The 22754-nt window shown below is 29.6% G+C and carries 18 protein-coding genes; 11 read left to right on the top strand and 7 right to left on the bottom strand.

Features of this window, described 5'->3' with window-relative positions:
* Nucleotides 1-220: 220 nt before the first annotated feature.
* Entirely contained in the window at nt 221-676 is a 456-nt protein-coding gene (locus tag ASJ80_RS11120; protein ID WP_069584090.1) for an Hsp20/alpha crystallin family protein, read from the bottom strand.
* Between the two features lie 730 nt (nt 677-1406).
* On the opposite strand from ASJ80_RS11120, the gene ASJ80_RS11115 reads away from it, so the two are divergent.
* Nucleotides 1407-1670 carry an AbrB/MazE/SpoVT family DNA-binding domain-containing protein gene (locus ASJ80_RS11115; protein ID WP_069584091.1) on the top strand — a complete coding sequence of 88 codons (264 nt, stop codon included), beginning with the start codon at nt 1407-1409 and terminating at the stop codon, nt 1668-1670.
* Between the two features lie 150 nt (nt 1671-1820).
* Complete coding sequence (locus ASJ80_RS11110) at nt 1821-3581, top strand: MFS transporter (protein ID WP_069584092.1); 1761 nt, start codon at nt 1821-1823, stop codon at nt 3579-3581.
* Between the two features lie 93 nt (nt 3582-3674).
* On the opposite strand, the gene ASJ80_RS11105 is transcribed toward ASJ80_RS11110, so the two are convergent.
* The 3 genes from ASJ80_RS11105 to ASJ80_RS11095 form a co-directional block, all read right to left on the bottom strand.
* Nucleotides 3675-4286, bottom strand: a complete 612-nt coding sequence (locus ASJ80_RS11105) for a hypothetical protein (RefSeq protein ID WP_069584093.1) — start codon at nt 4284-4286, stop codon at nt 3675-3677.
* A gap of 323 nt (nt 4287-4609) precedes the next feature.
* Nucleotides 4610-5230 (bottom strand): hypothetical protein, encoded by a 621-nt coding sequence (locus ASJ80_RS11100; RefSeq protein WP_069584094.1) that lies wholly within the window; start codon nt 5228-5230, stop codon nt 4610-4612.
* A 12-nt stretch (nt 5231-5242) separates the two neighbouring features.
* Nucleotides 5243-5479, bottom strand: a complete 237-nt coding sequence (locus tag ASJ80_RS11095) for a hypothetical protein (RefSeq protein ID WP_069584095.1) — start codon at nt 5477-5479, stop codon at nt 5243-5245.
* 1114 nt (nt 5480-6593) lie between these two features.
* On the opposite strand from ASJ80_RS11095, the gene ASJ80_RS11090 reads away from it, so the two are divergent.
* The 6 genes from ASJ80_RS11090 to ASJ80_RS11065 all read left to right on the top strand — a co-directional run bounded on the left by ASJ80_RS11090 (nt 6594) and on the right by ASJ80_RS11065 (nt 13950).
* Entirely contained in the window at nt 6594-7046 is a 453-nt protein-coding gene (locus ASJ80_RS11090) for a hypothetical protein (RefSeq protein WP_069584096.1), read from the top strand.
* A 260-nt stretch (nt 7047-7306) separates the two neighbouring features.
* Nucleotides 7307-7978 (top strand): glycosyltransferase family 2 protein, encoded by a 672-nt coding sequence (locus ASJ80_RS11085; protein ID WP_069584097.1) that lies wholly within the window; start codon nt 7307-7309, stop codon nt 7976-7978.
* Nucleotides 7979-8013: 35 nt separating this feature from the next.
* Complete coding sequence (locus ASJ80_RS11080; RefSeq protein ID WP_069584098.1) at nt 8014-9207, top strand: DUF1972 domain-containing protein; 1194 nt, start codon at nt 8014-8016, stop codon at nt 9205-9207.
* 142 nt (nt 9208-9349) lie between these two features.
* Nucleotides 9350-10174, top strand: a complete 825-nt coding sequence (locus ASJ80_RS11075) for a glycosyltransferase (RefSeq protein WP_069584099.1) — start codon at nt 9350-9352, stop codon at nt 10172-10174.
* Between the two features lie 66 nt (nt 10175-10240).
* The gene (locus ASJ80_RS11070) at nt 10241-11482 is read left to right on the top strand and encodes a glycosyltransferase family 4 protein (protein WP_069584100.1); all 1242 of its coding nucleotides are present in this window, start codon (nt 10241-10243) and stop codon (nt 11480-11482) included.
* Nucleotides 11483-11739: 257 nt separating this feature from the next.
* Nucleotides 11740-13950, top strand: a complete 2211-nt coding sequence (locus tag ASJ80_RS11065; RefSeq protein WP_179288749.1) for a DUF2206 domain-containing protein — start codon at nt 11740-11742, stop codon at nt 13948-13950.
* On the opposite strand, the gene ASJ80_RS11060 is transcribed toward ASJ80_RS11065, so the two are convergent.
* Nucleotides 13931-14956, bottom strand: a complete 1026-nt coding sequence (locus ASJ80_RS11060) for a glycosyltransferase family 2 protein (protein ID WP_069584102.1) — start codon at nt 14954-14956, stop codon at nt 13931-13933. The genes ASJ80_RS11065 and ASJ80_RS11060 overlap by 20 nt on opposite strands.
* 2 nt (nt 14957-14958) lie before the next feature.
* Complete coding sequence (locus tag ASJ80_RS11055) at nt 14959-15900, bottom strand: class I SAM-dependent methyltransferase (protein WP_069584103.1); 942 nt, start codon at nt 15898-15900, stop codon at nt 14959-14961.
* Nucleotides 15901-16620: 720 nt separating this feature from the next.
* Between ASJ80_RS11055 and ASJ80_RS11050 the strand changes: the two genes are divergently transcribed.
* Genes ASJ80_RS11050 through ASJ80_RS11040 form a run of 3 tightly spaced genes read left to right on the top strand, consistent with a single transcriptional unit; the run spans nt 16621 to nt 21245 of the window.
* The gene (locus ASJ80_RS11050; RefSeq protein WP_069584105.1) at nt 16621-17862 is read left to right on the top strand and encodes a glycosyltransferase; all 1242 of its coding nucleotides are present in this window, start codon (nt 16621-16623) and stop codon (nt 17860-17862) included.
* Nucleotides 17863-17908: 46 nt separating this feature from the next.
* The gene (locus tag ASJ80_RS11045) at nt 17909-19369 is read left to right on the top strand and encodes a flippase (protein ID WP_069584106.1); all 1461 of its coding nucleotides are present in this window, start codon (nt 17909-17911) and stop codon (nt 19367-19369) included.
* 4 nt (nt 19370-19373) lie between these two features.
* Complete coding sequence (locus tag ASJ80_RS11040) at nt 19374-21245, top strand: asparagine synthetase B family protein (RefSeq protein ID WP_069584107.1); 1872 nt, start codon at nt 19374-19376, stop codon at nt 21243-21245.
* A gap of 92 nt (nt 21246-21337) precedes the next feature.
* Here ASJ80_RS11040 and ASJ80_RS11035 read toward each other — a convergent pair whose 3' ends face one another.
* Nucleotides 21338-22684, bottom strand: a complete 1347-nt coding sequence (locus tag ASJ80_RS11035) for a flippase (protein WP_069584108.1) — start codon at nt 22682-22684, stop codon at nt 21338-21340.
* Between the last annotated feature and the right edge of the window lie 70 nt (nt 22685-22754).

The following is a 22754-nucleotide window of genomic DNA, read 5'->3' as shown; positions in this document are numbered from 1 at the left end:
GAAATTACCATAAATAGACAGCCACATGTATACTGGTCATGTCATTTATGTACATTTTGGGAATTAATCGCATAATATGAATTAATGGGAAATAATGATTAAGTTTTGGATAGTTAATTAAGAAATAGGAGTGATTATATTATTTTTAATAATAGTAATTTTTATGTTCTAGAATTTGATCTCTAAATAAAAAATAGTAAAATTAAATAAAATTCTTTTGTTATTTAATTTTCACGCTGAAACTTTCTTCTTTTTCTAATTTTGGAGCTTCAACAGTTAAAACACCATGTTCAAAAGTAGCTTCCGCTTCATTAGGTATCACCTTTTTAGGGAACCTCACAGTCCTCCTCATGACACCAGATTTCCTATCATGGAGGGTTATATAATTTCCATGTTCCACTTCAAGTTCAATATTGAAGTCTGCTTTAACTTTCAATTTGGTTTCAGTCAGGTTTAATTCGATATCTTCTTTATTGATGCCTGGCAGGTCCACATGTACAATTACACTTTCGTCAGTTTCAATTATATCCTTCCCTGGGACGAATGTGTAATCAACAACTGACCTTTCAAGGTCCTGCTTCATACTGTCAATTGTTCGGGATGTGTCTTCAAGCATTCTTTCAATTAAACCTTTCCTATCTAAAATAGTCCTTTTTCTATATCTTCTATCATGCATTTTATCGGCCTCATTTTTTGAGTCAGTATTATATTTGGTTTGTAAACTATAAATATTTACTTCTAGATGAATGATAGGAAAATACGGTTTTATAATGGGGATTAACCTTTGGAAATTAAATATTTAGGGATCATAAAATTTAGGATATATAATTTGGATATGCAGTTTTACTTAATGAAAACGGTATTTATAATGGTTTTTAGGTATTATATTTCATTATTAACATAATTAAGGCTAAATTAACTTGAAAAAAAATAAAATGACCTCAAATTTTCAGGTTAATTTTACAAGTATCGGACAGCCGATAGATTTATATAGCAATAAAAACAATTTTTTAAACAGAGCCTTAATTGTTATTTTAGTATTATGGTACTTTATCGGTTCTGTTTTTAGATATGACTGTAAAATTTTATTTTAAGGATTTATAATGGATCTGGATAATAATTGAATGGGACATACTGTCATTTTAAATAAAACATAGTATGTCTTTAAAACCATTTTTAATAGGTAAAAATTCGCTGTTTAAGTAAAATATTATTTTAAACGGCTTTTTTTTAATATTTAGTAATTGTATTTGCTTTATAAGTTCTAATTAGTTATAGGATATTTTTATTTGAAGTACATAGATTGATCTATATGATCTTCACTTCAATACATTTAAATATAATCTATCGCATAAATGTGATAAGTACGATAAATATGATTTACATGAATTTTCAAGTGGTTAAAAATGAATCATAAAAGTAACAGAAAATGTGTTCTCAGCACGGCTAAAGTAGGTGAACGGGGTCAAATCGTAATTCCCAAATGTATTAGGGAATTATTCGATATACAAAGCGGAGATACTCTAGTTGTGCGGGGACTTGAAGGCAAAGGAATCTTAATTATGAAAGCGGAAGATTTGCTTGCAAAAGCAGATACAATGAAAGATATCGCCCTTCAAATAGTTGAAAATAAAGATTATGGAGATATAGATAATAAAAAAGATGAATAGGTTATAATTTTAAAATTTTATTTTAATAATAAATCAACATTTAAATAAAACGTATTAAACTTAATTTTACGTAATACAGCATCTCAACGTATTTTAAATAAATATTAGCTCCAGAGAGAATGCTATTTCATTTAATTAACAGGTGATCAGTTGAACAGTACAGTTTCAGGCAAAAGTATAGGAAAAAAACGTGGGCTTGATTATAAATGGGTCGTAATGATCAACGTTATAATGTCAGGGTTAATGAGCTCAATTAATGGAAGTATAACTTTAATTTCATTACCTGCCATTTTCAATGGTATTCATATTGACCCCCTCAATTCATTCCAGTATCTCCTGTGGATACTGATGGGATACAGTCTGGTAACAGCAACATTAATGCTTGGTTTCGGGCGTTTGTCGGATATTTATGGTAGGGTAAAGCTGTTTAAGATTGGATTTTTAATATTTACAGTTGGTTCTATCCTTCTCTATTTAACTCCAGGAACAGGTGACATTGGCGCTATAGAAATTATTGCATTCAGGATTATTCAGGCAATAGGCGCTGCATTCTTAATGGCGAATGGTTCAGCATTATTAACTGATGCCTTCCCTGTCAGCGAGAGAGGTAAAGCATTGGGTATCAACATGGTTGCATTCATGTCAGGACAGTTTATTGGGCTGCTGCTTGGCGGTATTCTTGCAATATATGACTGGAGATTTGTTTTCCTGGTCAGCGTGCCCTTTGGACTATTGGGTACCATCTGGTCGTTCCTTAAACTTAAGGAGATATCATACAGGGATCCAAATACAAAAATCGATATTGTAGGTAATATAGTCTTTGTTGCCTCAATAACAAGCATATTACTTGGAATAACCTATGGTTTAATGCCTTATGGTAATGACGCTATGGGCTGGCATAATCCATGGGTAATTGTATCAATGATTATAGGATTTGCACTGCTTGCGGTGTTCCCATTCATTGAAAACCGTGCAGAAAACCCAATGTTTAGAATGGACCTCTTCAAAATAAAGATGTTCAGCTATGCTAATATAGCTGGTTTCCTGAATGCTATGGGTAGAGGAGGAATGATGTTCATGTTGATTATCCTTTTACAGGGTATTTGGCTGCCTCTTCATGGCTACAGCTATGAATCAACTCCGTTTTGGGCTGGTGTGTACATGCTGCCTCTTACTTTGGGAGTTGTAGTAATGGGGCCTATTTCTGGAATGCTCTCTGATAAATACGGCCCAAGGTGGATTGCAACTTTTGGAATGGTTATTTCAGCAGCTGCATTTTTGGTACTTGCAGCACTTCCATATGACTTCGGTTACCTTGAATTTGGCGCAGCAATATTCATGATGGGTATAGGACAGGGAATGTTTAGTTCACCAAACACTGCATCCATAATGAATTCTGTATCACCAAAAGACAGGGGAGTTGCCTCAGGTATGATAACAACGGTAATAATGACTGCATTTACTGCAAGTATGGCTATGTTCTTCACCATAGTTATTGTAGGAATCACTCAGAAGTTCCCTGGTGCTATGACATCTTCACTGGCAAGTATTGGTGCAGTACAGCTAGCTCCAGTTTTAAGCAGCATTCCACCGACAGGTGCTCTGTTTTCAGCATTCCTGGGTTTTAACCCTGTAAGCACAATACTCAGCGCATTGCCAACTCAGTTTGTATCTTCCATACCTCAAAGTACTTTGACGATACTTACAGGCACTACATGGTTCCCACAAACACTTGCAGAGGCATTTATGCCTGCTCTTAGAATGTCATTTTATATAGGTGCAGCATTCTGTGCTATAGGGGCTGTATTATCCGGGCTCCGTGGAGCCAATTATGTGCATAAAATGCAGGTAGTTGATGTAGAGTCTAATTTGGGCCTAGAGCCAGATGTAATGGATATTGAAGAAAAATAGTTTTTAAAAATAAATATTGAGAAATTGAAGCGTTTTAATTTCTCTTTAAATTTCTTTTTTTGTAAATATTGTTCATTTAAGGAACAAAGTTAGCTACAGATAATAGATTTTTTTAACTTCTTTAATGTTATTTGAAGTTTTGTTGTCGTGTGGATAGAATATATAGTCTGTTTTTAAGCTTATTTGATTATTTTCAGGAACTAACTGGAATGTTCCTTCCCAGTCTGTCATTACTCCGTCTATTTTGAAGTTTCCCAGGAAATTTTGGCCGTTATTTGTGAATTTACCGTAACCTGTCCATGCGGCACATGCCATGGTGTAATTACCATTGATTTTAGTGTTGAAAAGGGCATTTTTAAAATTACCTGATAAAAGTGATGTAATAGTGCCGTAAGTTATGCTTATATCATTTATTTTACCAGTACCGTTAAGCCCATCTGCTGTATAATCAAGGGGACTTTCCTGGCCTTCAGCTCCTGGAAGGACTATGTGGAAATTAAAATTACGCCCCTTTCCGTATAATTTATAATAGCCATCGATAGAAGCAGCATCAGGGGAGTTTGAGGGTATTGAAAGATAAGACGTGTAGTTGTAGGGTATTTGGTCAAATAAAAAACCTTCAATGGCACTGCTTGCAATTCCAAAAACTAAAATTCCAGATATAATAACTGCAGTGAATATGTATAGTTTTCTTTTTTCTGTCATTATATCACTCGAGTATATAATTTTAAATTCTTATTTTTCCAGCTTTGGCTTTGAATAAAACAAGCCTCAAACATTAAAATTTGTAAACTATGTTTACAACCGCAAAAATCAAAGATTTTTACCGTTAATTATTTAGAAATTTGGGATTTTTAAAGCAAAAATAAGAGTTTTTGCTTGTTTATATGTATTTTAATTGAATAAATGTAAAGAATCTTTAATTTTAAGAGTTTTTGGTAATGTTTGAGGAGATTAACAATCTATTGAGATAAATTTATTATTTATCTGGTTTGGTTTTTTACATTTTAGTTATTTCATGTTCTGGTCTAAATGAGAAGACGTAGCCATGATCCTTGGATTATCTGGCTGTTTCCGTTCGATGGTAGCGTAATAGTTGATCCTCCAGTGTTTACACACAGTGGTCCTGATATTATCACTTTTATAATGATAATTTTCACTTTTATAATGAGTGATGTACTGCTGGTTATGATCTTTCTTGAACTACTTATTGCTGTGATTGAGGCTAAAAATTGCCCCCCTAAGGTTGGATCTGCGGTTGTGGTTATTCTACTATCTGTAATTCCATTAGGGAGTTGGGAAACAGGGACATTAGGGTCTTTGTATGTATTCATTTTTATTTTAGTTCCTTTGGGGAGTGGTTGATTTCCATAGCCTAAGGCACGGCTTAAATCTACATTTGCAGTTCCTCTTGGTTTAATCCATAAGTCAGAGTAGATTTTTTTCTTACTTCCATCGGTTTTGGTTATGTCAAATGCAGCTACTACGTGTTTCCATGTTGTTGCATTGTTTTGAAATTCGACATTAGTGGCGTTTCCAGAGACGGCTGTATTTTGTTGGGATCCAGTTTGAGGAATATTTGCATATGCAATTCCTCCCATTACTACGGCAACCATTAGGATTATGGCTAATACGATTTTTTTATCCATCCAAAATACCTCCTAAATAACTGTCACCACTTTGTAGCCTACAACAGATACAAATACCATCAGCAATGGAACTATTGCAACGTTGGCTCCTTCGATAAATGTTTGTATTCGTTCATTTTTGCGTACTTCTGTGCTTAGAATTTCTTTAAATGCTAGAAATGTTATTAGTGCTATCACTGCTATTATACTGTAAGTCATGACCTGTGTTAAGGTCACTGCTGTCGTGGTGGTTGTTACGGTCGATATCATATAACACCTCCGTTATTACAATACATTTATTTATTATTACTTCCTTATAAAGTTTGGTATTAATTTGGTACTATCAGAATATTTTATTTATATTTTAGAATTGTTCAAAATGTATGAATAAGTTTAAAAATTCTATTAACATATCTCTTTAATAAAATTGTATTAATAGGACACATAAATCTAAATTAATTGAGGTTAACACTCTTAAAAATAATAAAACTGTAAAAACTGTTATATGTACTAATAAAATTATTAAATATTACACTGTATTTATTATAGAACTAGTACCATTTTTAAGTTATTTTATATTTTCGATGATCTGGCATTACTTATTCTTTAATTTTTAATTTTTTTACATGTTGATTTACAGTTTAAAAAGGAGTAGAAACCTTTTAACATGGTAAATATATAATATTATTAATGGTTACTCCTTATGATGATGTTATATGTATTAATGTTATATCTGGAGAGTTAATACAACAAAAAAAATCCATTATTGATTTTTACCTTTTTAAGAAGCATTATATAAACGATAAATTAATATTGTCATTCTAATGTTCCTTAAATTGAACTGTTAAATTAATAATTTATTGGATTATATTTGCCTTTCAATGTCTTCTAGAATTCTCTAGATGAACGAATTTATTGTAATGTTTACAATAATTTTTATAATATATTAAAATAGTTTATTACCATTTTGAAATCTACTGCAAACAGTGAAATTTTGTTAATAAAGTGGAGTATGTATATTTTAAAACTATTTTTTTATGATGTCCTTAATTTTTGATATCAATTCTCATAATCAGTTTTATTGCCTTATATAATTCAATACTGCGCTTTTTTTCATCTGTTTTTTAATTAATTCATAAATCCTGTTTTTATAAACATTATTCATTTTTTAATGGATATTTTTTGGGTTTTTATTACTATCTTTAATTTATAACAGGTAAATTATCAATTTTCATCATTTGGTGGTTAAAGTTCACCTATCCTTTTTTTTATTAATATAATAATAGTTAGTATTAAATAGTACTTATAATAAGAATATTATTATCAATAAAATGTACAGTTCAAAATTTATAGTATATTTCAGACTATCTGGAGAAGGAATCCCATGAATATATTAAATAAAAATGAAGCTATGTTAATACTAAAAGTAAATGATTATATAATAACTAATCTTTCTTCTGGATTATCTGAATTAAACTCGGAAATGGTAACAAAAGCTCATAAATTTCATATTTATTATTATATTACTAAAATGCTTGCTGGACTTTGTAATAACTATTTTTGCAATTTATACCACTTTCCTGTTGTAATTGTCCAATTTTTAAATGTTAAATGCGGTAAATTGCTTGAAGAATACATAAACATGATTTTAAATTCCTTTTGTTGGGCTGTGGCTGATGATACTCTCCAAATAGATGTTTCAAAGATATTAAAATTTATATCAGATAATATGGAGCTATATCCTGCGTTAAATGCGCTAAATATGCTTAATGTATATTATGACGTTAATTGTGTACCTTGTATGAACTTCAAAAATAAGATTATTTTCATTCATTGAAAAATAAGGGAATTTGCTAAAGTAATTTGCTGGAGTTTAAACGGTTAAAATGAGTATGCTGCTATTTTATAAATAAATAGCGGTAGTATTGAAAGAATCGCAGAATTTAACAATGAAACAGAGGTAAAACAGGTGATCAAATGAGATTCCCTTGGATATATTGTTATTTGAAAGTGTGGAGGATTAAAAAAGCGTTCAAGGAATTATAGAAATTCGATGAATGGAGTAATACGAAATTTCAAAAATAAGGGGAGAACGTAATGGAAGATGTAACATTTTTAATTCCTGCATATAATGAAGAAAAATCAATTGGGACTCTTTTGAATAATATCAAGATATTATATCCAAATTCAAAAATATTAGTAGTTGATAATAATTCGGAGGATAAAACTCCGGAAATTGCAAAGAAAGCTGGTGTAACAGTAATTAACGAAAAAAAGCAGGGAAAAGGTAATGCAATAAGAAAAGGTTTTGAAAAAGTTAATTCGGATTATGTTGTAATGATGGATGCAGATAATACATATGATCCTAAAGATGCTTCAAATCTTATAAAACGGTTAGTAGAAGATAAAGCAGATTTAGTTCTCGGGTCTCGGTTGAATGGTGAAAGAAAAGATGGTTCTATTAGTAAACTTAATTTAGTTGGTAATCATATCCTGAGTTTCGTTGCAAGTTTATTTTATATTAACATATCAGATGTCTGTACTGGATACTGGGCTTTTAAAAGAAAAGTTATAGAATATCTGTTGCAAACAGGTATAGATTCTAATGGATTTGAATTGGAGGCTGAAATGCTTGCAAAAGTTTCTAAAGTGAATTTTAGAGTTTTTGAAGTCCCTATTAATTACAACTGTAGGATAGATGAACCAAAATTGAACTCAGTAAAGGATGGATGGAGAATATTCAGGACGTTATTATTTTACAGGAGTTAACTGGGGTATAATATCGTTTTAAAATAGGTGCCAATATGAAAATTGCAATTGTAGGTTCAAGAGGTATACCTGCCAAATATGGGGGATTTGAAACATTTGCACAGGGATTAACTGAAAATCTGGTAGAAAGAGGATATGAAGTTTCGGTAAGCTGTGAATATGAATCCCATCACTCACGTAAAAATAGTTATAAGGGCGCAGCACTGGAATACTTTCCAATAAAACCACCTGAAAATTATTTTTTAAGGAAATTTTATGAGAATCTTTCGGATATATACTTTCTGATAAAATTAAGCCGAAAACATGAACTGATTTACTTCCTGGGTATAGAAGTAGGTATGTTTTTTTTCATTCCGTTGATTCTCAGTAGGAAGTCAAAGCTTATTGTAAACATAGATGGAGTCATGTGGAAGAGGAGTAAGTTCAATCTATTGGAGAGATGGCTTCTGAAATTAAATCATATTATGGCCACCATATTCGCGCATAAAATAATTGTCGATTCTCAAGAGATGAAAAATTATGTAAATAAAAAATATCTGGACAAAACAGTTTATATTTCATATGGGATCGACACGTATGGCCGTATTGTCAGGGACAACGACTTTAAAGAGCAGATTAAAAGGTATACTTCCTTGAAAATAACTCCTGGGAATTATTTTTTGGTAGTAGCCCGTATGGAGCCCGAAAACAATATTCAAACCATAATTGAGGCTTTTTCCCAGATGAATGATAGCATCCCTCTTTTGGTAGTGGGGGATTTCACCAGTTCCCAATATCGGGAAAAAATTGAGTCTATAACTGTCGATATGCCCTCGGATGTAATATTTATGGGGTCAATCTATGATCAAAAATTTTTAAACATGCTCAGGCAGAATTGTAGGGCTTATATTCACGGTCATTCGGTTGGGGGAACTAATCCTTCCCTTTTAGAGGCAGCAGTTTCTCGTAATATAATTATAGCCCATGATAATCCATTTAACCGTGAAGTTTGTGGGAAATCTGCATTTTATTTTAAAAACAGTTCTGAGCTTGCAAGAAAACTTGAACTCGTATATAACTATCCTGAAACATGTCAATATCTTAAGAATGAAGTCTATCAGCGCGTGTTAAATGATTACTCATGGGATAAGATCACCGAAAATTACATTTCCCTTTTCAAGCAAATTTCTCAGGAAGATAATGAATTAATCACAACTTTGGAGATGGATTATGAGCGAAAAAGAGTATGATCATCTGGATTTATATTGTTCTGTAAATATTCCTTGTTATATGTATGATCCAGGTATTATACTTTTATATGATCCTTTAAACTTACTAAAATTTCTAAATCATGTTTGAATGGATATTATACATTGGATTGGGAGTATGTAAATGAAAAAAGAAAAAATTTCCACTGATCCGCTGGTATCGATTGTTATACCTTCCCTAAATTCAGAAAAAACCATTGAAAAATGTTTAAATGGTATTAAAAATCAGACCTACGGCAACATTGAGGTTATAATAGTTGATGCGGGATCGGATGACAGGACAGTTGAAATAGCTAATAAATGGGATGTTAATGTGAGTGAAGGTAATATCAAAAACAGGTCAAAACAAACCAATATTGGTGTAGAAATGTCTAAAGGAGAATATATTTATAGATTAGACTCTGATGTAGTTTTATCCAGTAATGTGGTTCAAGAATGTGTGGAAAAATGTGAAAACGGTGGTTGTGATGCAGTATCAACTTATTGGGGTCCGGATCCAAGCATAAGCTTCTGGGCTAAAATTAGGAAATTTGAAAAAGATTGTTATAAATATGATTCCAGCAGGAATGTTTCCAGGTTTTATAAGAAAAAAGTGTTTGAGGAGATAGGTGGATGCAACGAAAATATGATTTTTGGCGAAGATTATGACATACAAAACCGAATAAAAACTCGAAATTATAAAATCGGTTTTGTAGAAGCTGAAGGTTTGCATTTAGGCGAACCCAGGACTCTGAAGGAAGTCATATCAAAACAGTACTATTACGGCCAGACAATGAAAGAATTTTTGAAAGAGAACAAATCTAGGGGATTAGTTCAGGTTTCCCCCATTAGAACATCATTTCTTATTAACTGGAAAAAATTTGTGAAAAATCCATTTTTAACCCTATCATTCCTTTTTTATGAGATAGTTTATTATTCTAGCACTGTGGCAGGTTATTTAAGAACATAATGGTAAAAATTTGTCTTAAATTTTATTATAATCTTCTATGGGGCACAACTAAAAATTGGTAATATCATGATGCAAAAACCACCAAAGATGGAAAATCAAGATCAGGTAATTATTAAAAAAAATATTGGCTGTGATTTGGAGGCAATGCCCTCTGAGGGGGTACATGACTTTAAAGATATTCATGGAATTAAAAGGAGTACCCCGAAAGAAAATAAAATTTTAATGGCAATATCTTATCCAGATACCCGTTTAAAAAAGGAACTAGAGAGTCTTAAGAAAAGTGGATATAAAGTCAGTCTTATTATTTGGGAGAGAAGCTGGCCTTTTATTTTAGATGATGATGTAGAAGTAAAAAGTTTGAAATTAGATGTTCCAGTGGGTCATGTTAAAACATTGTTCTATTTTCCTGTTTGGTGGATTTTTCTTTTATTTTGGCTATTAGTTATGAAATGGGATGTTTTGCATGCGGTTAATTTTGATACATATCTCTTTTCCATTATAGTTGCTAAAATAAAGCGAAAACCAGTTGTATATGATATTTTTGATTTTTATGGTGATGTAATGGAAGGATTTTTAAGACCACTCATTTCGAACCTGGATAACTTTACAATGAAGTTTGCTGACGTCATCATAATTGCTGATGATTCCAGAATTTATCAAATTGGTCAAAACATTAAAAATAAGATTATAACAATAAATAATGCTCCTGAAGAGAGCTTATTTTGGAAAAATAGAAAAAATAAAGAGGATAATGAATTTAAAATATTTTTAGGCGGTAAAATAACAGGGCAAAGATGCACAGATCTAATTATTTCGGCTATAAAAGACATTGAAAATGTTCAATTAATTATTAAAGGGTACTGCGGCGAAAAAAATTATATAAATAAGTTATTAGCGTTGACTAATGATATGAAAAATGTAAGTATGGACTTAAGCGGTGTTTTATATGATGAAATAATTCAAAACACGCTTGACGCTGATCTGACTTTAGCATTATATGATCCAGGTATTCCTAACAATGTGTACGCTAGTCCAAATAAACTTTTTGAGGCAATGGCATCAGGAATACCTATAATTGTGAATGAAAATACATCAATGGCGAATATTGTACAAAAAGAGAATTGTGGAGTAGTAATACCTTATGGGGATAAAGAATCTTTAATAGGGGCGATATCATGTTTAAAAGATAATGAAGGTTTGCGGAAAAGATTAGGATACAATGGTAGGAAAGCTTATGAAAATAAGTATAACTGGAAAATTATGGAGAATCGATTGAACAGTATCTATCATCAAGTTCTTAAAGGTTAGAAGTTATTTAAAAAATATTTTCACATGAAACTGAATAAGGAGGGGTTATTTGTCACAAGGAGAATTTAATGGTGAGTATTATTAATAAAAATGTGTTTAAATTTTTTTCTTAAGGATGCAAATATCCTACTGTATGGCAGCTTATAAAAAGTTATAGGAATTTAATATCACTTTTAATATGAAATAAAACTGTTTAATGGTATGATAGTATGGATGGCGTATTTCAAATAAATAACTGGAAAATTAAAAATTTCATTATGGTCATTTTATTAATTCAGATTGGATTTCTTGGTTTAACATTTTTAGATTATGCTGGCATAAATATGCCTATAATTAAAGAATTTATGGCTGTTATTTATATTTTATTTGTACCTGGAATGCTGATTTTGCGAATTATGGGATTATCTGAAATTAAAAGTAACATTGAAAATGTTTTATTTGTTACAGGCTTAAGTGTAATGGCAGCAATGTTTATAGGACTATTTGTGAATATGATATACCCTATACTTGGTATATTACAGCCACTTTCAAAAGAATGTTTGATCTGTACTTTTTTAGTTTTTACAACTGCATTATGTATCTTATGTATTTTAAAAGATAAAAATCATTATAAAACAGATAATACAAAGAAAAAACCTTCGTTAAACGTATTTAACATGTTATTTTTTATACCGTTTACAAACATTAGGATGTACTTTAGAAATTTCAGCTATAATGATAATTTAGACTATATAAGCAAAAAATATTTATTAAATCCATCTGCACTATTTTTAATTCTTTTACCATTTATAAGCGTTTTTGGAACGTATTTAATGAATTTTTATAATAATAATATTATTTTAATTTCATTAATAATTATAATCTGCTCCATATTGTTATTGGTAAGCTTTAATAAAGGATTTTCGCTAGATTTATATCCTTTAGCAATTTTTAGCATTTCAATTTCTCTTTTATTACATCAATCACTAATTTCAATGTATATATGGGGATGGGATATTAATGTAGAATATTACACAGCGAATATTGTACTTCATAATTTGATATGGAATACTACAGTCCAGAGCAATATAAATTCAATATTAAGTGTTTCTATTCTGGCTCCAGTATTATCAAATATCAGCGGTATTTCACTTGTCTGGATATATAAGGTTGTTTATCCTTTTTTATTTTCATTAGTTCCTTTAGGTTTATATCAGATATTCCAGAAACAAACCAGCAATAAAATCTCTTTTTTAGCTACTTTCTTTTTTATGGCAACATTCACTTTTTATACAGAAATTGTTTCCATAACAAAACAAGAAATTGCTGAATTATTTCTTGTATTGATCCTGTTAATACTAATAAATAAAGATCTACGCAATACTAAAGGTTCACTGTTATTAATTTTATTCAGTTTTTCTTTGGTAGTTTCTCATTATGGGTTATCATATATTTTGTGTTTGTTGTTTGTAGCCTATTTGGTGATATTTTATGCTGTAAATTATATAAAAAGATTTAGAAATCCGAATACAACTATTTCGTCTGGTTATAATACCAAATTAACTGCAACATTTGTAATATTTTTCATCAGTTCTGTTCTGTCGTGGTATATGTACAGTTCTGGGTCCTCTTGTTTTGTATCTCTGGTGCAAATAGGAAATCAAATTACTTCTAATCTTTTAAGTATTATAGAACCCAATACATCTCAAGGATTAAGTGTAGTTATAACTCAACAAGCATTTTTTTTAGCTGAAATAAATAAGTTACTATACTTAATTATTCAATTTTCAATTGCTGTAGGTGTACTGGCAACTTTATTTAAAGATAAAATGAATTTTACTAAAGAATACCTGTTAATAAGTGCTGCTGTTTTAGGAATGCTTATTGCAGGAGTTGTTGTTCCTTATTTTTCCAATCAACTTAATACATCTCGATTGTTCCATATTGGTATTATTTTTTTAGCCCCATTTGCCATAATTGGATTCTTGAAATTATTAGACTTATTTAATTTTTTAAAGGTCAAAATAAAAAATGAAAATAAATTAAAAATAATATCCCTTTTTTTGGTCATATTTTTATTTTTTGATTCAGGGTTAGCTTACTACATTGGTGGAGAAGAACATTCCTCTTCAATATCGATACAACAATCCTATGATTCCCCTGTATTTAATAATATGGAGTTAAGTGGTACTGAATGGATTAATAATTATAGAAATAGAGGTCATATAGTATATGCAGATGTAATTAGAATTTATTTACTTTATAGTATACTAAATAATGTTGGACAAGTCCCATTTTATCTGGATTTAATTAATAAAAACTCATATGTATTTTTAGGGTCATATAACCTTAAAGAAAAACGTATACGTGTTAACCAAATGGAAGGAGCCAATATAGTTACTAACCAAAGATACTTGCCTCTAAATGTAATTACTTCAAGTTATAATAAGATTTATGATAATGGCGGATCTAATGTTTATTTTGGATGAATAGTCCTTCTTTAACTCCTTTAAAAAAACAGAATAATAAATTTATATTTTTATAATATAAGATATATGCCCCTATTTTAAACCAGAATCTAAATCCAAAAAAGTAAAGTATGAATATGCCGAATTGGGACGTGTTAGTATATTGTTTCATAAATAGGAATGTATTTCTGGTAAAATAATAATCCATAACTTTGTTTGCAGAGCTGGATTCCTTATGCCATATTTTTGCCTGTGGGATACAACATACCTTAAAACCATTTTTACGCGCCCGAATGCACCAATCAGTTTCTTCCCAGTATAAAAAATATGTTCCATTTAAAAGTCCAATTTTGTCAATTACCATACTTTTTATTAGGAGTGCACATCCAGAAACATAATTAACATCTAATATTCCATTAAATTGTCCTGAATCTATTTGATTCCTGCCTAAAATATACTGTTTTCCAGTTTTAAAGGATAAGTTTGCACCAGCAGATTGGATCATATTTCTATTGTTGTACCAGTATATTGCAGATCCAAGAATTCCAATTTCAGGGTTATTATTTCCTGTATTTACCATTTTTCTTAAAAATTCTTTGTCCACTACAGTATCATTGTTTAAAAGTAAGATATAATCTGAATTTAACTTATCAAGTGCAAATCTTATTCCAATATTATTACCTTCCGTAAAACCGTAATTTTTATCATTTTTTATTAAAGTTAGTTTAGTACAAGATAAATTCTGAAAATTTTCATCTAATTTGTCTACGGATTTAAGTTTGTTATTAGTGTACTCTGTAATGGTTATAGGTTTATTTTCTGGATTATACTGGAAGAAAGGGGATTCTACTTTTATGTTACCTGCGCAGTATTCTCTGATCTTTGTTATAGAATTATCACTGGAATTGTTATCGATGAGAATTACTTCATAATTAGGGTAATCTATTTGATAAAGAGATTCTAAACATTCTATAGTATCTTTCCATCCGTTCCAGTTAAGGATGATAATGGACACTTTTGAGCTCATATTCATTGCTCCAAAATAAAAATTGCCTGATCCCCTGAATTTCTTTTATTTAAATTATCTGCATTATCTTTGAATTCTTTGATTTGTTTTCCTGTAAAAATACTTCCTTTAGGGTTATTTGCATAGGAATTTTCAGCTTCTAAATGAATATTCCTTTTATACTGTTCACTACCCCAAAATAAAAATTCGTTAGAGTTAAATTCTACACTTTTTACATTCAAATTGGCATTTTTTATTATTGTACTAAAACTTTTAAAGCTGTGAATAAGGATATGGCGTGGAGCATCTATCTGGACCCAATTAGTGCCGTATAAATCCCAGATGTAATCTGTTTTTAGGGGCATACTAACGATGCAGTAACCTCCATCATTTAAAATATTTGAAATTTTTTGTATTATCTCGGCGTGTTTGTCCATATGTTCTAGTGAATGGCTGAATATAATTAAATCAAATTTTTCAGACATCTCTTGAATCTCTTTTTTAACGATTTTAAGACGGGGAGATGTAATTTCTTTTTTCAAATAAGGATCAATACCAACTAAATTTCCAAATCCTGCATTTTTTAAGGAGTATAAAAGGTTACCTGAGCCACAACCGACATCTAATATTTTTGAATCATATTTTAGGTTACATTTGCCAATGTTAAACAATAAATCGTGGGGATATCTCTTATAAAGTAGTTTACCTAAAAAATTTTTTTTAAATAACGCATATTCATCTCTTTTGGTGGTTAGTGTGTGTTTCAAAAATTTGTTATAATTTCTTTTGAATGAATAATATTTTCCAGAATAGTATTTTTCTATATTTGGTGGCACATGAGTTATTTGGAGGCAACCACAGTGTGAACATTCTAAATACTCGAAAGATTCTCCTGAGTTGAACATCATCTCTTTAATTTTGTAAATTTTATTATTTTGAGAATTATTACATATTTTACAATTCATTTTATCAACTTTATACTCTCGAGGTATCATTATAAATTTTAGAATTATGTATTTTTTAAATTTTGACTATTTTAAGTTTATACTAGATTTAAGAGTTTTATTTATTTTTTTAAATTGTTTTAATCCCATATTAACAGCTTATAACGTTTTTAGTGATTTTATGGCAGTTTTAATGTCTAAAATTGCAATTTTAATGATTTTTATAATAATTCTTCCTATGGGATGACTGTAAATCTATTTTTTAATTATTATTAATAGTTATTATTATATTATTAGTATATTAAAATATATAAATTTTTTTAATATAAAAAAAAGAATATTTTTTTTAATTAGGTGTAAATTTAAATAATTTAATTCAATTTAAAAACTTAAAAAGCGTTAAATTTTAATTCACGTTGTATAAAAATAAATATAATTATAATTTAACTTTATAAAACTTAAAAAAATAAATCTATGTTTAATTAAGAATATAATTGTTTATTTATCCCTCTTAGTTATTTAATTATATCAATTACTTATTTTTGGATTGTATATATATTTTAGAATGTAATTTAAGGTTATATAGTCTAATTTTACATTGTTAATTTAAATTTTTGCATTTTTTAGGTGATTTAACTGATATTTCTAATTTTTAGTCATATACTTCGAATAAATTAGCTTAAATATATTATTATATTAAATTACCATAATAATTTATGTCATGATTGATAAAATACTAATATGAAAGTTTTAATAATCCATTATAAGCACGGTGCCGTTGTAGGTACAATTCGGATGGGAGGACTTATTAAATATTTGCCTTATTTTGGATGGGAACCTATTGTATTGACAAATAAACCATCTCCAGAATTAAATAAATTTAAGGTAGTAACTGTGCCTTATGATGATAGTTACTATATAAAAAAATTACCTGGCCTACTTAAGAATGTAAATGAGAACAGTAATTTAGTTATAAAGATTATCCGATATCTATGGGATGCATTTTTTTTATATCCTGATATACAAAAGTACTGGTATTATCCAGCGATGCAGGCCGCAGATGATCTGCTGAAAAATCAAGATGTGGATGTAATAGTTAGCTCTTTTCCTCCAGTAACTCCCCATTCAATTGCTAAAAGTTTAAAAGAAAAGCATGGAATCCCATGGGTAGCAGATATGCGTGATTTATGGACACAATATAGTTATTATAGTTATAGTAATTTTTTTCCACGCAAATTATTGGAAAAACGGCTAGAAATAAAAACATTAACCAAAGCCAATTGTTTAATAATAGTTTCTAAACCTTTAGCTAAAATTTTGAGAAAGTTACATAAAGCTCATGAAGATATATTTATAATTCCAAATGGTTTTGATCCAGAGAATGTCAATCCAGGAATTCCTTTAACAGAAAAATTCAGTATAACTTATGCTGGAGGCTTATGGAATGGCAAAAGAGATCCTGGAATTCTATTTGATGCAATTAAGCAATTAAATCTGGAAAATAAGATAAATATAACTGATTTTGAAATTAATTTTTTTGGGCCTGATGAGGATCTGCTTAGGGAAATGGTAGAAAAGCATGATATAGTGGATATAGTTAATATACATGGGCCTATTCCAAGAGATGAAGTAATTAAAAGGGAATGGAGATCTCAAATGTTGTTATTATTGATGTGGGATAATCCCCATGAAGAAGGAGTTTTTACAGGTAAAATTTTTGAATATCTTGCTTCAAAAAGGCCAATAATTTCTATAGGTTACAAAGGGGGAGTAGTCGATGAATTACTTGCAAAAACTAGTGCAGGTACTAGTTTAAATGATATAGATGAAATAAAAGAAGAAATATTTAGGGCATATTCTGAATTTAAATCCAGTGGAAAAGTTAGTTATAATGGAATTTCTGAAGAAATAGATAAATACAGTCATAAGGAGATGGCCAAAAGGTTTTCGGATGTTTTTAATATTATTATTAAAAAAAACTAAGTTTGCAAGCTTAAAATGAATTTTAGTGATATTAAATTGTGATTAAATGAATGAAACAAAAAAATTTGTTTTTGATGTCGGTGTAACCTTCCTTGCAACCATGCTTATAACTATAATAGGTTTTGTATTATCAATCTTTTTAGCTAGATATCTTGGACCTGGTGATTTAGGAGTATATAGAGAAGCATTAACATTCAATTCCATTGCCACACTGATTTGTGCAATTGGTATTCCTCCTGCAATGATAAAATATTTGGCCGAATACAAAGATGATAAATTTAAAATTGATCAGTACACATCTTCAAGTATAATAACCTGTATAATTCTGGGAATAATTTTTATCTTTCTATTTTATTTTTCTTCAGGATTAATTGCTTATGTATTTAAAATGCCAAAACTGGAGATTTTGATAAAAATACTGGTGTTTTCATTTCCATTTACTCTTTTAAATAATGTTTTATTGTCCTTTTTAAATGGTTTGAGAAAAATGAAATTGTATGGCATTGGCATCATTGTTCAAAATATTGCCATGACCATCATAACTGTATTTTTTGTTTACAACGGGTGGGGAAGTACAGGTGCAGTAATTGGAATTTTAGTATCTTCTATTATTTTAAGTATTTTTTTAATCACCTGCTGTAGAAACTATTTTGAATTTACATTTAAACTATATAAAGAGACAACAAAAATATTGTTGAATTACGGTGCTAGAATTTTGTCAACAAGTGCATTAAATGAAATAAACAATCAGATGGACATTATTTTAGTGGGGATTCTTTTAATTTCATCATCTGTAGGTTTTTATAGTGTAGCTGTTGGTTTGAGCAATTTCTTTTGGATAATTCCTCTATCTATACAAAAAATAACTTATCCTGCCACATCTGAATATTGGGGAAAGAACAATAAAACCGCAATTAATACGATGATGGATAAAACTATGAAATATTCTACAGTTATTTTAGTATTTTTAGGATTAATGGTTGGATTTTTTGCAACGGATATAATAAATATATTGTATAAATCTAACTATCTTTATGCCGTCATTCCTTTGCAGATATTACTTATAGGGACGGTAATAAGGGGGAGTATTGCTCAACCGATAAGTGGGGCATTAATTAGTATAGGAAAAGCAAATTTAACCTTTAAGATAACCGCTTTAATGATGTCAATAAATGTTATTTTAGATATTATACTGATTCCTCACTTTGATATAATGGGGGCAGCGATATCATCTATGATATCTTTGTCAGGCGGCGCTTTTCTTAATCTATTTTTCACTGTTAAACATTTATCAATTAAAGTAGATGTCAACTGGTTTTTGAAGATGATGGGGGTAGTTATTTTTGCTTTAATATTATTTAAAGCAGGGACATTATTTTTAAGTACAGTTATAGTAGGCTCTATAATTTTGACACTTTATTTAATAGGGATATTTAAAATTTTTATTACAGAAGAAGATGTCTATATATTTAAATCATTAATAAATTCGGCGATATACCGCAGGTGAGAATATGCCGGGATTACTGGGTTTCATCCATAAAAATTCTATAAAAGAAACAAATGAAAACATCATAGAAAAAATGATAGATTCAATAATGCATGAAAGCTTTTATAAGGTAGATAAGTACATTAATTCCTCTTTTGAGTTAGCTAGAGTACATCTTGATACTTTCAATCCAGAAAAACAACCTGTTTTTAACAGTGATGGTTCTTTATGCATTTTTTTTGATGGAAAAATATATGATTACAATGAAGATATGGAAAAGTTAGAATATGATGGATACCGGTTTAAATACAAAAATGATGCTGAATACTGTTTATATTCTTTTGAAAAATATGGTAAAGAATTCGTTAAAAAATTGAATGGATCATTTGTTTTTATTATATTAGATCTTAAAAAAGAGAAATTATTTATTTTTAATGATAGATATGGTCTTAGGCCGTTATATTATTTCTTTAGGGAAACTTTTATCTTTGCCTCTGAGGTAAAAGCAATACTGGAATATCCTCAACTTAAAAAGAAATTAAAATATGAATCTGTAATTGACTGGTTTAATTTTAGCACTATTTTAGGTGATAGAACATTTTTTGAAGATATTTATCTTTTACCCCCTGCATCAATTATGGTTTATGATGGTAAAGACTTATCCATTGATCAATACTGGGACTATGATTATGAACCGGATTACAGTAAATCTGAAGATGAATTTATTGAAGAACTTATATCAACCATGAAGAATGCTGTTGAAACCCGAATGGAAAATGATTATAGTTACGGTTTATCTTTAAGTGGAGGATTAGATTCAAGGGTTATTTTGGCTGCAATGGACATAGATAAACGAAAGGAAGTTATACTCTTTACATTTGGCCCTGAAGATTGTGATGAGGCTAAAATCGCAAAAAAGGTTTCTAAAAAAGTAGGCTTAAACATCAATACATTAGATATTACTCCTGAGATGATTATCGAAAATGCTCAAAATATGGTATATTACTCTGATGGGCTGGTTTATATAGGTTACAGTTATATTATTCCTCTTTTTAAGATTATGAAAGATAAGATTGATGTAATATTTGATGGTCTTGCTTTAGATTTAACTTTAGGGGGAAGTTATTTAGGATCTCTTCTGGATAAAAAAATGATTAATAGTGAAAGCAACGTGAACATATTAAATCTATTGGTTGAAATAACAACACTCTTCAATGATCATGAACTAGATGAACTGTTAATTAAAGGTTATAATGATTATAAAAGCTTAGACAGTTTTAAAAAAGAATTTAACAGGATTAATGAAAAGGATAAAGCAAACCATTCGGATATATTCCTCCTTAAAAATCGAGTTAGGAGATATGTTTTAATGTCTCATGTACTAATTAGGACCATAATGGAAAATTCTGTACCTACATATGATAATAATCTGATGGAATTAATATCAAAAATACCTCCTGAATCACGTTTTTATCACAGGTTATACCGTAAATTTTTAATTAAACTTTCACCTGAATTGTCTAAAATTCATTATAATTTAACAATGGTCCGGGCGGATTACCCCTTAATTTTATGGGCATTGGGAAGTTACTATCACCTAAAAAAAGAAGGGTTGAAGATGCTAATTAATAGATTATTCCCTGGAAAAATTTTCCTTCCAAATAAAAGAGGTTACCTTAATTTTAGCCAGTGGTTTAGAGTCAATGAAAATTGGAAAAATTATTTTAAAGAATTGTTACTGACTGAAAAAACAGTCTCAAAAAAATATTTAAATCAAAAATATATTCAAAAGTTAATATCTGAGCATGAAAAAGGAGAAGGGGACAATGCTTTGAAAATACTTCATATTGCATCATTTGAGATCTTTTTAAGGCTCTTTTTTGGAGAGGGTAGTTGATATATTAATACCTTATTTATATTTAAAATTGTGTAAATGTTTTTAACAGTGAATAAGAAAAATGCTTGGTTATTTATCATCACGAAGAAAAATTAAATAAAATAAGAATTAATATTTTGAAATAATTTTTTAAATCTAATTTGGACAACTTCTCCTATTTTCAATAAAAATTCATTATAAAGCTTAATGTCCTGTTTTTTTATAATTAATGTTTCCGAAATTGTGCTATTTGATATTTTAATGAATTTTGCTAAAACTATTAATGTAGCAGCAGTGTAAGATATGCTGGAAGCTAAAGCAGACCCTGTAATTCCCATTTGTGGGATAAAAATTATATTCAGGGGAATATTAACAATTAAAGATATAACAGATGCATAAGTAATTATTAATGGCTTTCCACGACCTGTTATTTCATTGCTCAAAACTTTACAGATACTTAAAGCAATTATTCCTGGAATAAGTGCCCATAAAGGTGTAAGTGCTGGCAAATATTGCAAACCAAACAAAATTAATATTATATATTTCCCGGTAAAAAATAGAACTGTAGCAAGTATTATAGTTACAAACAATGTGTTACGGCAAACTTGAGGAGTTGATTTATTCCTTTCTTTTTCACTTAAACCAGGAGTTCTTGCAAATACCATGGTACCTACAGCACTGGGCAAGTACCATAATGATTCTGCAAGCCCGACTGATATAGAATAGTAACCGACACTTGTAAAGTTTAATAGTATCTCAATTAAGAACATGTCTATCCTGTAATTAAAAAACTGGATTACATTACCCAAATAGCTTTGTAAACCAAATTTCACGCTTTTACTGAAAAGGTTTAAATTAAAATGTAATTTAAATTTCGTAGATCTATAAACCAGTATTACAGGTATAATGGATGCAGTTACATAGGATACAGTCCATGAAGCAATTACTGCCCCTAAATCTCCATGTACAACTAAAATGAGTATAACAATCAGTGATAGGTAGATGATGCTTTGGGTGATATTTGTAAAGTTGTACTCTTCTATCCTGTTTTGACCCAATAAAATATTTTGGAAATATAACATTAAAAGGATGAAAGGCATCGTTATCGAAGCTATTAATAAAAGACCTGGATCGAGGTTTTCAAATGGTGATGGATTGAAATAATAAAATAGTAAAAGGGCTGCTAGAATGATTATTCCAAGCAAAAATGATGATATCAATGAGTTTGAAGCTATTTCACTCCAGGTATATCTTTTTTTTACACCATAATATGTATTGGATATAGCAATTCCAAGGTTTCCAAATGTACTTAAAAGTGTGAATATCAGTATGACTATTGAATATATCCCTACTTTTTCTGGTCCAAGCGTTCTAGCTAAAATGACTGAAATAATTATTCCCAAGATCACTGCTATTAACTGGACAGAAAATGTTAAAAGGACGTTTTTTATAAATTTCATTTAGTTCGCCTAATAATTATTTATAAATACAGAATGGTTTTATCAATTACTATTTAATCTATAAACAGTT

This window comes from Methanobacterium bryantii, from assembly GCF_002287175.1.
In the GTDB taxonomy this organism is placed as follows: Archaea; Methanobacteriota; Methanobacteria; order Methanobacteriales; family Methanobacteriaceae; genus Methanobacterium_D; species Methanobacterium_D bryantii.
Note: the sequence above shows the minus strand (reverse complement) of the source record. Positions and strands in the feature narration are given on the sequence as shown.